At 73.9% G+C, this 14200-nt stretch carries 17 protein-coding genes; 12 read left to right on the top strand and 5 right to left on the bottom strand.

Features of this window, described 5'->3' with window-relative positions:
- Positions 1-89: 89 nt before the first annotated feature.
- From ACFVVL_RS10325 to ACFVVL_RS10310, 4 genes are all read left to right on the top strand, one after another.
- Positions 90-170, top strand: coding sequence for an Ms5788A family Cys-rich leader peptide (locus ACFVVL_RS10325; RefSeq protein ID WP_350517234.1), 81 nt, complete (start codon positions 90-92; stop codon positions 168-170).
- 249 nt (positions 171-419) lie between these two features.
- Complete coding sequence (locus tag ACFVVL_RS10320) at positions 420-1253, top strand: sulfurtransferase (RefSeq protein ID WP_380296467.1); 834 nt, start codon at positions 420-422, stop codon at positions 1251-1253.
- Between the two features lie 40 nt (positions 1254-1293).
- A complete protein-coding gene (locus tag ACFVVL_RS10315; protein WP_344343425.1) occupies positions 1294-1584 on the top strand; it encodes a DUF1416 domain-containing protein in 291 nt (96 codons plus the stop codon).
- 66 nt (positions 1585-1650) lie between these two features.
- Positions 1651-1923: a DUF3099 domain-containing protein gene (locus tag ACFVVL_RS10310; protein ID WP_380296466.1), complete on the top strand. Its 273-nt coding sequence runs from the start codon at positions 1651-1653 to the stop codon at positions 1921-1923.
- Here the strand turns inward: ACFVVL_RS10310 and ACFVVL_RS10305 are convergent.
- The gene (locus ACFVVL_RS10305; protein WP_380296464.1) at positions 1917-2285 is read right to left on the bottom strand and encodes a DsrE family protein; all 369 of its coding nucleotides are present in this window, start codon (positions 2283-2285) and stop codon (positions 1917-1919) included. The two genes, ACFVVL_RS10310 and ACFVVL_RS10305, sit on opposite strands and share 7 nt — an antisense overlap.
- A 275-nt stretch (positions 2286-2560) precedes the next feature.
- Between ACFVVL_RS10305 and ACFVVL_RS10300 the strand changes: the two genes are divergently transcribed.
- The 3 genes from ACFVVL_RS10300 (at position 2561) to ACFVVL_RS10290 (ending at position 4707) form a co-directional block, all read left to right on the top strand.
- Positions 2561-3163 carry an FABP family protein gene (locus tag ACFVVL_RS10300; RefSeq protein WP_380296462.1) on the top strand — a complete coding sequence of 201 codons (603 nt, stop codon included), beginning with the start codon at positions 2561-2563 and terminating at the stop codon, positions 3161-3163.
- A 97-nt stretch (positions 3164-3260) separates the two neighbouring features.
- Complete coding sequence (locus tag ACFVVL_RS10295; protein WP_380296460.1) at positions 3261-3725, top strand: Fur family transcriptional regulator; 465 nt, start codon at positions 3261-3263, stop codon at positions 3723-3725.
- 19 nt (positions 3726-3744) lie between these two features.
- Positions 3745-4707: a YgfZ/GcvT domain-containing protein gene (locus ACFVVL_RS10290; RefSeq protein ID WP_380296472.1), complete on the top strand. Its 963-nt coding sequence runs from the start codon at positions 3745-3747 to the stop codon at positions 4705-4707.
- Between the two features lie 5 nt (positions 4708-4712).
- On the opposite strand, the gene dtd is transcribed toward ACFVVL_RS10290, so the two are convergent.
- On the bottom strand, positions 4713-5153 hold the full coding sequence (dtd, locus tag ACFVVL_RS10285) for a D-aminoacyl-tRNA deacylase (RefSeq protein ID WP_380296459.1): 441 nt from the start codon (positions 5151-5153) through the stop codon (positions 4713-4715).
- 521 nt (positions 5154-5674) lie between these two features.
- Here dtd and ACFVVL_RS10280 point away from each other — a divergent pair.
- From ACFVVL_RS10280 to ACFVVL_RS10270, 3 genes are all read left to right on the top strand, one after another.
- Positions 5675-6265: an ABC transporter substrate-binding protein gene (locus tag ACFVVL_RS10280; protein ID WP_380296458.1), complete on the top strand. Its 591-nt coding sequence runs from the start codon at positions 5675-5677 to the stop codon at positions 6263-6265.
- 79 nt (positions 6266-6344) lie between these two features.
- Positions 6345-7304 carry an asparaginase gene (locus tag ACFVVL_RS10275; RefSeq protein WP_387673120.1) on the top strand — a complete coding sequence of 320 codons (960 nt, stop codon included), beginning with the start codon at positions 6345-6347 and terminating at the stop codon, positions 7302-7304.
- Positions 7305-7429: 125 nt separating this feature from the next.
- Positions 7430-7645 (top strand): dodecin, encoded by a 216-nt coding sequence (locus tag ACFVVL_RS10270; protein WP_380296454.1) that lies wholly within the window; start codon positions 7430-7432, stop codon positions 7643-7645.
- A 1-nt stretch (position 7646) separates the two neighbouring features.
- Here ACFVVL_RS10270 and ACFVVL_RS10265 read toward each other — a convergent pair whose 3' ends face one another.
- From ACFVVL_RS10265 to ACFVVL_RS10255, 3 genes are read right to left on the bottom strand one after another with little or no spacing between them, the layout of a single operon-like run.
- Entirely contained in the window at positions 7647-8474 is an 828-nt protein-coding gene (locus tag ACFVVL_RS10265; RefSeq protein ID WP_387673117.1) for a heme ABC transporter ATP-binding protein, read from the bottom strand.
- Positions 8471-9532, bottom strand: coding sequence for a FecCD family ABC transporter permease (locus ACFVVL_RS10260; RefSeq protein ID WP_387673114.1), 1062 nt, complete (start codon positions 9530-9532; stop codon positions 8471-8473). The genes ACFVVL_RS10265 and ACFVVL_RS10260 overlap by 4 nt, the downstream gene beginning before the upstream one ends.
- Positions 9529-10554 carry a hemin ABC transporter substrate-binding protein gene (locus ACFVVL_RS10255; protein ID WP_387673111.1) on the bottom strand — a complete coding sequence of 342 codons (1026 nt, stop codon included), beginning with the start codon at positions 10552-10554 and terminating at the stop codon, positions 9529-9531. Before ACFVVL_RS10255 ends, ACFVVL_RS10260 begins: the two co-directional genes overlap by 4 nt.
- Positions 10555-10716: 162 nt before the next feature.
- On the opposite strand from ACFVVL_RS10255, the gene ACFVVL_RS10250 reads away from it, so the two are divergent.
- Together ACFVVL_RS10250 and ACFVVL_RS10245 are read left to right on the top strand one after the other, a co-directional pair.
- The gene (locus ACFVVL_RS10250) at positions 10717-12258 is read left to right on the top strand and encodes an HtaA domain-containing protein (protein WP_387673108.1); all 1542 of its coding nucleotides are present in this window, start codon (positions 10717-10719) and stop codon (positions 12256-12258) included.
- A 46-nt stretch (positions 12259-12304) separates the two neighbouring features.
- Positions 12305-13999 carry an HtaA domain-containing protein gene (locus tag ACFVVL_RS10245; protein WP_387673105.1) on the top strand — a complete coding sequence of 565 codons (1695 nt, stop codon included), beginning with the start codon at positions 12305-12307 and terminating at the stop codon, positions 13997-13999.
- Positions 14000-14200 lie beyond the last annotated feature (201 nt).

Raw genomic sequence — 14200 nt, 5'->3', positions numbered from 1 at the left:
ACAGGTCAAATCCCATGATGCGAGCCATTCGGTCTCGCTATTCGATACGCTGATGACAGCGGGCGTCCGGTGTCCCTAGCATCGTCCGCATGAAGCGACAGACGGATCTCACCAAGCGGCGGGCGGTAGACCTGTGCCGCGTGGCCGCCTGTCTGTGTCGAATGCGTTAACTCGGCGTCCAGGCAGGGCAGTTGCCCCCGCCGCCGATTTCTTCCGGCGATCGCCGACGGCCCCTCGGCCGGGCTTCGCCGCCGTACTTCTCCACGCACCGCCCGGTCGCGCCGTACACCGCCGTCAGTCCCACTATTCGGACATGAATTCGGACCGGTGGCCGACGGGCGACCAGCACCACCGCTGAGCAGCAGCACCCGAAGCAGCGAGCACCTTCCGCCAACCGCCCCCGGATGGAGAACATCACCATGAGCCGCAGCGACGTCCTGGTCGACGCCGACTGGGTCCAGGCCCACCTGGACGACCCGAAGGTCGTCATCGTCGAGGTCGACGAGGACACCTCCGCCTACGAGAAGAACCACATCCGCAACGCGGTCCGGATCGACTGGAAGACCGACCTCCAGGACCCGGTCCGCCGCGACTTCATCGACCAGGCCGGCTTCGAGGCGCTGCTCAGCGCCAAGGGCATCGCCAACGACGACATCGTCGTCCTCTACGGCGGCAACAACAACTGGTTCGCCTCCTACGCCTACTGGTACTTCAAGCTGTACGGCCACGGCGACGTCCGCCTGCTCGACGGCGGCCGCAAGAAGTGGGAGCTGGACTCCCGCGACCTGGTCGTCGAGGTGCCGCAGCGCGCCGCCACCGCGTACAAGGCGCAGGCCGCCGACTCCTCGATCCGGGCCTTCCGCGACGACGTGATCGCCGCCATCGGCAACCTCAACCTGGTCGACGTCCGCTCGCCCGACGAGTTCTCCGGCAAGCTGCTCGCCCCGGCCCACCTCCCGCAGGAGCAGTCGCAGCGCCCCGGCCACGTGCCGAGCGCGCGCAACATCCCGTGGGCCAAGAACGCCAACGACGACGGCACCTTCAAGAGCGACGACGAGCTCAAGGCCCTCTACGAGGCCGAGGGCGTCGACCTGGCGAAGGACACCATCGCCTACTGCCGCATCGGCGAGCGCTCCGCGCTGACCTGGTTCGTGCTGCACGAGCTGCTCGGCCAGGAGAACGTGAAGAACTACGACGGTTCCTGGACCGAGTACGGCAGCCTCGTCGGCGTGCCGATCGAGCTCGGCAACTGAGCCTCCGGCTCCACCCGTAAGGCAGAAGGGAAACAAGACAATGTGCGGTGCGAAGGCCGGCGGCCCGGACCTGGCAGGAGTTGACGTGGCGAACGAGACGATCATCCAGGGTTCGGTGACCCGCGACGGCGAGCCGGTCAACGGCTACGTGCGACTGCTCGACGAGAACAACGAGTTCACGGCCGAGGTGCCCACCTCGGCGACCGGCCAGTTCCGGTTCTTCGCCCGCCCGGGCAAGTGGACCCTGCGCGCGCTCATCCCGGGCCAGACCGTGGACCGCCAGGTGGTCGCCTCCCAGGGCAACCTGACCGAGGTCGCCATCGCCGTCTGACCGGCGACGGAACAGCATGACCGGGGGCCCCTGCCGAGCGGGGGCCCCCGGGCATACCGTGGAAGGGTGCAGACCCGCCGGCGCCGCCGCTACTACTACGCCATGATGGGCGTCTGCCTGGGCCTCTTCGTGCTGGCCTGGGGAGCGGTGCGGTTCGTCTCCGTGCCGGCGGCCGTGGCGCTGTGCGTGGTCGCGATGGTCATCCCGCCGGCGGCGGCGGTGTTCGCCAACCGGCGCGACCCCGAGGACGACTGGTGGGACGACCCGCGCTGGGAGGACCCCAAGTGGGACGACCCCGGCCACGACCGGGACCGCCCCGACCACGAACCCCGTCAGTAGACGAGCGCCTGCACGTCGTCGGCCATGATCTCGCTGACGAAGACCTGCGCGCCCGCGATCCGGACGCCTTCGAGGGTGTCCTGCTGCTCGATCCCGCGCCGCGCCGCGCACTGGGTGCACAGCGTGAGCGTGCCGCCGGCCAGCACCGACTCCAGCAGGTCCGGCAGCGGCGCCGCGTGCGGCAGCTCGAACTCCGCCGCCCGCCCGGGCAGGGCGAACCAGGCCGACTCGCCGGTCAGCCAGAGCGAGACCTCGATGCCGCTGGCGACGGCCACCGCCGCCACCGTGAACGCCTGCGAGCACCGCTCGGGGGCGTCAGCCCCGGCGGTCACCTTGATGACGAGCTTCTTCTTCTGGGCCATGCCGACACCCTAGATCGCCGACGTGGTGGGGCTCACCGAGACCCTCCCCCACCCGCCGGATAGAGTGAGCGGCAGCAAAATCCACCACACTGTCGCCGCAATGGGAGCCCCCCGTGTCCGGTCTGGAAATCTTCTTCGACGGTCTGCTGGCCCTCATGGCCGTGCTGATCACCTGGTTCGCCATCTTCTCGGTGATGAAGCTCTACCAGGGCCAGCGCTGAGCGCCACTGCCGTACGGTTGAAGTACTCCCGCACCGACGACAGCGACCAGGAACATGATCGAGATCCCCTCTGACCTCCACAAGGACGTCGTCCCGCTCGCCTTCCTCCTCGGCACCTGGGAGGGCGCGGGCGTCTACGCCCCTCTGCCGGGTGAGGGGGGCCCCGGCGCCGAGAAGTGCAACTTCGGCCAGGAGATCGTCATCCGCCACGACGGACGGCCCTTCCTGGAGTTCCGCTCCCGCACCTGGGTGCTGAACAGCGAGGGCGAGAAGGTCCGCCCGCTGGAGAACGAGCACGCCTTCTGGCGGATCACCAGCAACCAGCACGGCACCAGCGGCGCCCGCGGGGTCGAGATCTCGTCCGTCCGTGACGACGGCACGGTGGAGATCTGGTACGGCGAGCTGGCCGACGGCAAGCCCCAGATCGACGTCTCCACCGACGCGGTGGCCCGGATCGAGGGCTCCCCGGAGTACTCGGGCGGCAAGCGGCTCTACGGCTTCGTCAACGAGGAGCTGCTCTGGGTGGGCGAGAAGGCCGCCCCGAACGTGCCGCTGCGCCCGTACATGTCCGCCCAGCTGAAGAAGGTGCTCTCGCCGGCCCAGCTGATCAAGGACATCAACGACCTGCCGGACGACGGCATCGCCTTCTTCAAGTAGGCGTGCCCGCCCGCGAGTCGCGCACACGGTAGGGACCGGCCCGGGGCCGGTCCCTACACTTGCTCCAGGACCCCCGACGTTTGGCAGGGACAGGACCGTGGCGGACACCGGCACCACCGACTGGCAGCTCTCCGGCGACTGGAAGGCCGACCTGCGCGAGCGCGGGTACCGGCTCACCCCGCAGCGGCAGCTCGTGCTGGAGGCGGTCGACGCGCTCGACCACGCCACCCCGGACGACATCCTCTGCCACGTCCGGCAGACCGCCAGCGGCGTCAACATCTCCACCGTCTACCGGACCCTGGAGCTGCTGGAGGAGCTGGGCCTGGTCTCGCACGCCCACCTCGGGCACGGCGCCCCGACCTACCACCTGGCCGGCCGCCACCACCATCTGCACCTGGTCTGCCGGGACTGCGAGAAGGTCACCGAGACCGGTACCGAGATCGCCCAGCCGCTGATCGACAGCCTCCGCGACCAGCACGGCTTCGACACCGACCTCAAGCATTTCGCCATCTTCGGCCGCTGCTCCGACTGCACCGCCGAGCGCGCCGCGGGGCGGTCGTAAGCTTGCCGGTATGACCGGTCTGAAGAGTCCGCTGCTTGCCCTGCCCGGAGCCGTCCCCGCCGAGGGGACCGACGAGGGCGTCGCCGCCCACTACGGCGACCTCTTCCGCGAGCAACGGAACCTCTCCCGGGGGACCGGCTTCGTGGACCTCTCGCACCGCGGCGTGATCACCGTCACCGGCGCGGACCGGCTGAGCTGGCTCCACCTGCTGATCACCCAGCACGTCAGCGCGCTGCCGCCGCAGCAGGCCACCGACGCGCTGGTGCTCACCGCCAACGGGCACGTCGAGCACGCCCTCTACCTGGTCGACGACGGCACCACCACCTGGGCGCACGTCGAGCCGGGCACCCAGGAGGCGCTGGTCGGCTACCTGGAGAGCATGAAGTTCATGTACCGGGTCGAGGTGGCCGACGCGACCGCCGACCACGCGGTGGTCCACCTGCCGGCCGGCTCCACGGCCTCCGCCGAGGGCGCCGTCGCCGTCCGCGAACTGTCCTACGGGCGGGACCTCTTCCTGCCGCGCGCCGAGCTGGCGGAGCGGACCGCGGGCTACGGCCCGGCGGCCGGCGTCTGGGCGTACGAGGCGCTGCGGATCGAGGGCCACCGGCCGCGGCTCGGCTTCGAGACCGACCACCGCACCATCCCGCACGAGGTGGACTGGCTGAACACCGCCGTCCACCTGCAGAAGGGCTGCTACCGGGGGCAGGAGACGGTGGCCCGGGTGCACAACCTGGGACGGCCCCCGCGCCGGCTGGTCTTCCTGCACCTGGACGGCACCGAGGAGGTGCTGCCCCCGCACGGGACGGAGGTGCGGCTCGCCTCCGACCCGCAGGGGCGGGCGCTCGGCTTCGTCACCTCCTCGGCGCGCCACCACGAGCTGGGGCCGATCGCGCTGGCCATCGTGAAGCGCAACGTCCCGGTGGACGCGGTGCTGCTGGCCGGCACGGTGCCGGGGACGCAGGACGTGATCGTTCCCCAGTAGGGGAGTCAGACCTCGACGATGACGGTGAACGGGCCGTCGTTCACCAGGGCGACCTTCATGTCCGCGCCGAAGCGGCCGGTCCCGACCTCGGCGCCGAGCGCGCGCAGCTGGGCGACCACCTCGTCCACCAGCGGCTCGGCGACCGGCCCGGGCGCGGCGGCGTTCCAGGTGGGGCGGCGGCCCTTGCGGGCGTCGCCGTAGAGCGTGAACTGGCTGATCACCAGCAGCGGCGCGCCGATGTCCGAGCAGGACCGTTCGACCCCGTCGCTGCCCGCCGGCAGCAGCCGCAGCGTCCACAGCTTGCGGGCCAGCTGGGCCGCCTTGGCGGGGGTGTCGTCGTGGGTGGCGCCGATCAGGACGCAGAGCCCGGGCTCCTCGATCGCGCCGACGGTCTCGCCGTCCACCGTCACCCTGGCCTCGGTCACTCGCTGCACCACTGCTCGCATGCGGCCATTCTGCCGGAGCCGGTGGGGGCGTGAGCACGCCCCCGGGGGCGCTCCGGGCAGGGGTGCGCGCCGGGTAGCGTGCGCCTGCGCGCACCATGGCGGCGTTCTCCCTGCGAAAAGCTTCGGTCGTATCAGCCACCCCTCTTCGCCAGGGGGCCGTTCGGGTGCACGGGCGGTGCGGCGGCGCCGGGCGGGGTGGCACGCTGGGGGACCGTACGAGGACGGGTCCGCCGCTCCGCCGCACCAGGCGGGGCCGGCTCGGCGCGTCCGAGGTCCGGGGCGCCGAGGTCCGCCGCGCCGGGCCCGGTTCGGCCGGGCGGCCGAGCCGGTAGGTCAGGCGTTCTGGCCGTGTCGCCCCGGTGGGTGGCCACGGCCGGGGGCGGGAACCTTCGCAGGCGTCCGGGCGTGCCTCCGGACGGGAACGCGCCGTCGGCGCGGGCGGCGGTTGACGGGCCGGACCGGCGGCAGGCGACGGGGCGCCGCGAGCGGGTGGGATCGGGACGACGGCAGGTGGTTGGTTGATGGACGCGATCAGCACGGCGCAGGACCGGCACGGGCGGCTGCCCGAGGGGCCCGGGGCCGGCCCCGAGCCGGACCTCGGACGCTTGGGCCTGGACCAACTGCGGACGCTGCGCCGGGAGACCCTGGAGCAGGAGGCCGACCTCTCCTACCTGCGGAGGCTGCTGCACGGCCGGATGGACATCCTGCTGGCCGAGCTGGACCGCCGGCCCGGTGCCGGGGCGGCCCGGCCGGCGGACGCGGCGGAGCCGGCCGGCGCGGCCCTGCTGGAGCGGCTGCCGGCCATCCTGACGGACGCGCCGTCCAGCGTCCGCCGCTCGGCCCGGCACGTCACGCTGGGGCCGCCGCGCGGGCAGCAGTCCCAGCTGGAGGCGGACGCGTTGATGGGCGACGTCCAGCTGGCCGACCTCGCCGCGCACCCGGCCGAGGAACTGCTGGCGGCGCTGGAGCGGCTGCGGGCGCACGAGCGGGAGGTGTCCGGCCGGCGGCAGCGGCTGCTGCGGACGGCGGACGGCTGCAACGCCGAAATCACCCGCAGGTACCGTGATGGGGAAGCACGGGTCGACGACCTGCTCGCAGGCGGCCCGCTCTGACAGGTGCGAGGGCCGCCGGGGGCGGGGGACGGGCCCGGCTCGCCCCCCGGTTCACCCTCACCTCCGGAAGGCTTTCGCCATGTCCAATTCCGCCGCCCTGCCCGTGCTCGCCGAAGTCGTCCGCTCGGGTTTCGTCGAGGGCCGGCACCACGGCTCGCTGGTGCTGCTGGCCGCCGACGGCTCGGTCGACTTCGCGCTGGGCGCGCCGGACGCGCCGGTCTTCCCGCGCTCCTGCGCCAAGCCCTTCCAGGCCGTGGCCACGCTGCGGGCCGGGCTGGCGATCGAGGGGGAGCTGCTGGCGCTGGCGGCCTCCAGCCACTCTGCGGAATCGTTTCACCTTGACGGCGTGCGACGGATCCTCGCCGGTGCGGGGCTGGACGAGTCCGCCCTGCGCACCCCGGCCGACCTCCCCCTCGACGACCTGGAGGCGGAACTGCACCTGCGCTGGGGCGGCGACCGCGAGCCGATCCTGATGGACTGCTCCGGCAAGCACGCCGGCTGGCTGGCCGCCTCGGTGGCCAACGGCTGGCCCACCGACAGCTACCTCGACCCGGAGCACCCGATCCAGCGGCTGGCCCGCGAGGCCCTGGAGGAGGCCGTCGGCGGCCCCGCCGCGCACGCCGGGGTGGACGGCTGCGGCGCACCGCTGCTGGCCGTCGGCCTGACCGGCCTGGCCCGCGCCTACCGCGCCCTGGTGCTGGCCGAGCCCGGCACCCCGCAGCGCCGGGTCGCCGACGCGATGCGGGCGCACCCCGAGTACGTGGCCGGCACCCGCCGGGCCGACACCCGGCTGATGCGGGCGGTGCCCGGCGCGCTGGCCAAGATGGGTGCGGAGGCCGTCCAGGTGGTGGCCCTGCCGGACGGGCGGGCGCTCGCCTTCAAGATCGATGACGGCGCCGAGCGGGCCCGCGGCCCGGTGCTGGCCGCCGCGCTGCGCCGCCTCGGGGTGAGCACCGGGGACGCGACGCTGGAGCGGATCGCCGCCTCGCCGCTGTTCGGCGGCGGCGTGCGGGTCGGCGAGGTCCGCGCGGCGTTCTAGCCGCCCGGCGACCCCCTCCGACTCCCTGCGACTCCCTCCGACTCCCTCCGACTCCTTCCGAATGCGGAGCGGCGGCCCCCGGTGCACGGTGGACCGGGGGCCGTCGCACAGCTGAGGAGTCCGCCATGAGCGAGCACGTGTACCGGGTGACCGAGATCGTCGGGTCCTCGACCGAGAGCATCGACGCCGCGATCCGCAACGGCATCGAGCGGGCCTCCCGGACGCTGCGCCACCTCGACTGGTTCGAGGTCTCGCAGATCCGGGGCCACCTCGCCGAGGGCCGGATCGAGCACTACCAGGTGTGCATGAAGGTCGGCTTCCGGCTGGACGACGAGGGCTGAGTCACCCGCGCTCCGGCAGCACCAGCGGCAGTCCCGTGCGCGGATGCGGCAGCACCTCGACCGGGTGCCCGTACACCTCGCTGAGCAGCGGCGCGCGCAGCACGTCGGCCACCGGCCCGTCGGCGACCGTCGCGCCGTCGGTCAGCAGCACCACCCGGTCCGCGTAGGCCGCCGCGAGCGACAGGTCGTGCAGGACGACGACCACGCCGTCCCCGGCGGCGGCCCGGGCGCGGGCCAGCCGCAGCACCAGTTCCTGGTGGCGCAGGTCGAGCGCGGCGGTGGGTTCGTCGAGCAGCAGCAGGGCGGTGCGCTGGGCGAGCACCCGGGCCAGGGCCACCCGGGCCCGTTCGCCGCCGGAGAGGGCGGTGAACGGGCGCCCGGCGAAGGCGGCGGCCTCGGTCGCGGCCATCGCCTCGGCGATCACCCGCTCGTCCTCGGCGGCGGCCGCCGTCCCGGCCCAGGGCGCGCGGCCCATCCGGACCACCTCGTCGGCGGGGAACGGGAAGGACAGCGCGGCCGCCTGCGGCAGCAGCGCGCGGCGCCGGGCGAGGTCGGCGGGCCGGTAGCCGGCCAGCGGGCGGCCGTCCAGCCGGACCTCGCCGGCCGTCGGCACCAGGTCGCCGGCCAGCACGGACAGCAGGGTGGACTTGCCGGCGCCGTTCGGCCCGAGCAGGGCGACCACCTCGCCGGCGGTGACCCGGACGTCCGCGCCGGCCAGCAGGTCGCGCCCGCCGACGGTCAGCCGGACGGCCTCGGCGGTGAGCAGTTCGGCGCCCGGGGCGGGCCGGCCGGGCACCTCGGGGCGGCCGCGCAGCGTACGGAGCCTCATGCCCAGCCTCCCTGCTTGGTCCTGGTGCGGCGCAGCAGCCAGAAGAAGAACGGGCTGCCGATCAGCGCGGTGAGCACCCCGAGCGGGAGCTCGGCCGGTTCGGCCAGGGTGCGCGCGGCGAGGTCGGCGGCGACCAGGACGAGCGCGCCGCCGAGCGCGGAGGCGGGCAGCAGGAAGCGGTGGCCGGGGCCGGCGACCATCCGCAGCAGGTGCGGGACGACCAGGCCGACGAAGCCGATGATGCCGCTGACCGCGACGGCGGCGGCGGTGAGCAGGGCGACCACGGTGATCAGCACCAGCCGCATCCGCTCGACGTCCACGCCGAGGTGGCGGGCGGGCCGTTCGCCGAGCGCCAGGAGGTCCAGCGAGCGGGCCCAGCGGGGTGCGACGGCGAGGCCGACGAGCGCGAACGGCAGGACGGCGAGCACCTTGCCCCAGGTGGCCTGGGCGAGCGAACCGAGCTGCCAGAAGGTGACCTGGCTGATCGCCGCGGAGTCGGCGGTGAACAGGAACAGGCCGATCAGCGCGCCGCAGAAGGCGTTCACCGCGACACCGGTGAGGATCAGCGTGACCACCTCGGTCCGGCCGCCGGAGCGGGACATCGCGTAGACGGCGAAGACCGTCAGCAGGCCGGTGGCGAAGGCGGCGACGGTCACCGTCCAGGTGCCGAACGCGTCCAGGCCGAGCACGATGCAGCCGACCGCGCCGACCGCGCCGCCGGAGGAGACGCCGATGACGGCCGGTTCGGCGAGCGGGTTGCCGAACACGCCCTGCATCAGCGCGCCGGCGCACCCGAGCGAGGCACCGACCAGCAGGGCCAGCACCACCCGGGGGAGCCGGACGTTCCAGAGCACCGACTCGGGGACGCGGTCGAGCGCGTGGCCGCCGAGGCCGATCCGGTGGGCGACCGAGGCGAGGATGTCGCCGAGCGGGATGCGGTAGGCGCCGGTGCCGGCCGCGAGCAGGGCGAAGAGCAGCAGGGCGGCGGCGAGGCCGACGGTCAGCAGGGTGGTGCGGCCGGCCACGGGGAGGCTCTCGCCGGTGACGGTGGCGGTCACCGGGCGGTCCTCGGGTAGAGCTGTTCGGCGATCTCGCCGATCACCTGCGGGGTGCGCGGGCCGTAGCTGAGCAACTGGCCGTCCTCGACGGAGACGATCCGGCGGTCGAGCCCGGCCGGGGTCTGGGCGACGCCGGGCAGCTTGAGCAGGCCGTCGACGCCGCCGACGGAGTCGAGTCCCTTGCTCATCACCAGGATCGCGTCGGGGGCGGCCTTGACCAGGGCCTCGCTGGTGAGCGGGGTGAAGTCGCCGCCGAGCCCGGCGGCGGTGCCGGCGTCCTCGCCGCCGACCGCCTCGATCAGCGAGCCGGCGCCGGAGGCCGGGCCGCCGAGCAGGTAGACCGAGGCGCTGCCGCGCAGGTAGAGGAAGGCGACCTTGGGGCGGCGCTCGACGGCGGGCAGCGCGGCCCTGGCCTCGGCGATCCGCTGCTCGGTGCGCTCCTTCAGCTGCCGTCCGGCGTCGGGGACTCCGAGGGCGGCGGCGACGGTGTCGATGCGCGGGCCGACGTCCTCCAGCCGCTTGGCGTCGTCCAGGACGAGCAGCGGGACGCCCGCCGCGCGGATCTGGGCGATCGCCTCGGCCGGGCCGGTGGAGCGGTCGGCGAGCACGACGGTGGGGTGCAGGGAGAGCACGCCCTCGGCGGAGACGTCGTGGGCCTGGGTGATCACGGGCAGGGCGGCGGCCTGCTCGAAGGTGGTGGAGACGTCCCGGGCGACCACCCCGGGGCCGAGGCCGAGGCTGAAGACGATCTCGGCCAGGCTGCCGTTGAGCGGGATGATCCGCTCGGCGCTGGTGACGGTGACCGTCCGGCCGTCGGCGGAGGCCGCGGTGGCGGGCAGCTGGGGGGCCGGGGCGTCGGGCAGCGGTTCGACGGCGTCCGGGGCGCGCGAGCCGGTCCCGGTGGCCTCGCCGGTGGTGCCGGTGACGGAGCCGCAGGCGGTCAGGGCGAGCAGCAGACCGAGGAGCAGCAGCAGGATCGCGGGGCCGCGGGCGGCCCGATGTCGGGTGGTACTGCTGCTCAACGTCGTTCCCTTCGTCGGGAGTTGTCGCCGCCGGTGAGTGGGGTGCGGGGGTGCCCGGCGGGGCTCTTGACTCATATATTAGGTTAGCCTTACCTAAACCTCGCAAGGGGGTCGGTCGTGTGCCGACCCCGCTTTCCCCTGTCGCGCCGAGGAGTGATCCGCGTGCCTCTGCCCCATCGGCTCCGCCGTCCGGCCGCCGTCCTGGTGGCCGTCCTGGCGGCCCTGTTGACGGTCGCCCTGCTGCCCGGCCGGGCGGTGGCGGCCGAGGGGAGGGTGTCCGGCGGGCGGCTCGACTGGGGGATCAAGCAGTCCTTCCTGACGTACGTCACCGGGCCCATCGCCAAGGGGAGTTGGTCGCTCACCGGCGGCGCGGCCACGGTCGCCGGCAGCGGCTTCCGGTTCCACTCCGCCGCCGGCACCTACGACCCGGCGAGCGGCGCGCTGAGCGCCGCGTTCTCCGGCGGGGTCCGGTTCACCGGGCACCAGGAGGACGGCGCCAACGCGCTGGACCTGAGCATCGGGAAGCTCACCTTCCGGGCCGCCGCGGGCGGCGCGGCCGGGCTCTACGCGGACGTCACCAGCAAGTCCCGGGAGACCGGGCAGGTCAGCAGCGCGAGCCAGGCCAAACTGGCGGACCTCTCGCTGTCCGGCGTCGACCTGCGCGGCGCGGCCGGGACCCTGACGCTCAGCAACGTCCCGGCGACGCTGACGGACGCGGGGGCCAAGGCGTTCGCCGGGTTCTACCCGGCCGGGACGGCGCTCGACCCGGTCAGCCTGTCGGTCAACCTCCCGGCTTCGCAGCCGACCCAGGCCGCGCCGACCACCCCGGCGGCCCCCGCCGCCGCGCCGACCGCCGCGCCGACCGCCGCGCCGACCGCGACGCCGAGCGCCGCCCCGTCGCCGGCCGCCCCGGCCGCTCCCGCGACCCCGGCCGACACCCCGGCCCCGACCGACACCCCGGCTCCGACGAGTGCTCCGGCCGCCGCCGTCACCGAGTTCGGCAACGGCGCGCTCGACTGGGGCGTGCGCCGGACCTTCCGCGACTACGTCACCGGTGCGATCGCCCAGGGCCGCTGGGAGCCGTCCGGCGGCGCGGCGGACGGCGGCGCGTTCTTCCGCTGGACGCCCGCCAAGGGCAGCTACGACCCGGCGAGCGGCGCGGTGACGGCGGCCTTCTCCGGCAGCGTCCGCTTCACCGGCCTGAAGAGCGGTGACGCCTACGGCCTGGACCTCACCCTGTCCGCCCCGGGCATCACCGTCGCCGACGGGAAGGGCGTGCTGACTGCCGACGTCTCCGGCCGCACACCGGACGGCGCCGCGCAGCAGCTCACCGGCGTCGAGCTGGCGACCTTCGACCCGGCCGGGCTCAAGGCCGAGGGCGGACTGCTGAAGGCCGTCGAGCTTCCGCTCACGCTCACCGAGCCGGGTGGCAGGGCTTTCGGCGGCCTGTACCCGGCGGGCACCGCGATGGACCCGCTGAGCTTCGCCGTCGCCCTCGACCCGGCCGCCGCCCTCCCGCCGCTGCCGGACATCGGCAGCGCCCCGGCCGTCGCGCCGAGCCCGTCCGCCACGCCGGTCGCGGCCACGGTCGACGGCGGGGGCTCGGACGGTGTGCCGACGACGGCCGTGGTGGCCGGCGGCCTGCTCGCCGTCGCGCTGGCCGCGGCCGGTGGGGTGGTTCTCTTCCGCCGCCGTCGCGCCTGACCCCCCTCCCCACCTCCTTCCCCCGTTCATCGATCGGAGTTCCCCCATGTCCCGCAACCGCACCCGGCTGGCCGCCCTGGCCGCCGTCACCGCCGGCCTCGGCCTGACCGCTTTCGGCGCCCCGGCCCTGGCCTTCGGCGCCGGCGCGCCGAGCAGCGTCACGTACGACACCGGCGCGCTGGACTGGGGAGTGAAGGCCAGCTTCCGCAACTACATCGAGAGCCCGGCCTCCCAGGGCGGCGCGATCGAGCTGACCGGCGGCGCGACCCGCAACGCCGACGGAACCTTCCACTTCGGCCTGGTGAGCGCCACGTACGACCTCACCACCCACGCGCTCAGCTCCTCCTTCACCGGCGGCGTGCACTTCACGGCCCACCACGGGGCGCTGGACGTGGCACTCAGCGACCTGAAGATCACCACGTCGGGGACGGCCGGCACGCTCACGGCCGACACCGCCTCCAAGGAGTCGATGGGCGCGGCGGAGGTCACCAAGCGGGACGATGTGCCGCTGGTGACGTTCACCGTCGGCCGGGACACCACGACGGGCGTGCCGACGGCCGCGAAGCTGACGGAGGAGGGCGCGAAGGCGTTCGCGGGCTTCTACCAGGCCGGCGCGGACATGGACCCGCTGGCGCTGCTGCTCCAGCAGAGCCCGGCCACCCCGTCCCCGACGGCGACGCCGACCGCCACGGCTACGCCTACGGCCACTCCGACGGCGACGGCGACGGCGACGGCGACGGCGACTCCGACCCCGACCGCCGAGCCGTCCACCACGGCCACCGCCTCCCCGTCGGCCACCGCGACCGCCGAGCCCACGGCCACCGCCACCGCTTCGCCGTCCGCCACGCAGACCCCGACGGCCACCTCTTCGCCGTCCGCGACCTCGTCCCCGTCCGCCACCGGTACCCCGTCCGCCACCGGTACCCCGTCCACCGCGCCGAGCGGCAACGGTGAACTCGCGGTCGTCAACGGCACGCTGGACTGGTCGGTCAAGGAGAGCTTCCGCAAGTACCTGCAGAGTCCGGTGGCCAACGGCAAGGTCGAGTTCGGCGGCGGCGCGGCCGACTACCGCTTCGCCGGGGCGAACGGCAGCTACAACACCAAGAGCCACACCCTGTCGGCGGGCTTCGCCGGCTCGGTGCGCTTCCTCGGCCACCCGGCCGCCGGTGGCGGGTACCAGCTCGACACCGCGCTCTCGAAGCTCGGCCTGAGCATCTCCAAGGACGGCGCCTACCTGACGGCCGACGTCAACGCCAAGTCCCTGGACGGGAAGACGACGTCGCTGTCCGGCGCGCGGATCGCCAAGCTGGACGTGTCGAAGGCGAACCTCACCCCGGTGAACGGTGTCGTCACGCTGAATGCGGTTCCGGCCACCCTGACCGCCGAGGGCGTCCCGGCCTTCGTCAACTACAAGGAGGGCGACGCTCTCGACCCGGTCACCGTTTCGCTGGCCTTCGACAAGAACGCCCAGCTGCCCACCACCCAGCCGAGCAGCGGAGGTGCGGCGGGCGGCACCACCACCGGTACGACCGGTTCCACCGGTACCGGCACCGGATCCGGGACCGTCGGCGGCGCCTCCCTGACCACCACCGGCGGCGCGACGATCGGCGGCACCGGAGTGCTGGCCTCCACCGGCTCCTCCACCCCGGTGGCCCCGCTGCTGGCCACCGCCGGCGGCCTGCTGCTGCTCGGCGGCGGCGCCACCGCCCTGGCCCGCCACCGCAAGTCCGCTGAGGTCTGATGCGGAGGTCTGTGGAGTAGGAAGTCGGCGGATCCGACTTCCTACTCCGGCACGCTGGACAACGTCATCCGGTGGCCCTCGCTCGATCAGAGCGAGGGCCACTGTGGTTTCGCAAGGACAAGGCCGGCGCCACATTAAGCGCCAACACGAGGAGGGGGGGACACCAGGGGGTGGAATTAAAACGTTTTTTTGTGCAGGTGG

Source organism: Kitasatospora sp. NPDC058115, from assembly GCF_042884635.1.
In the GTDB taxonomy this organism is placed as follows: Bacteria; Actinomycetota; Actinomycetes; order Streptomycetales; family Streptomycetaceae; genus Kitasatospora.
This window is presented reverse-complemented; position numbering and strand designations above follow the sequence as displayed.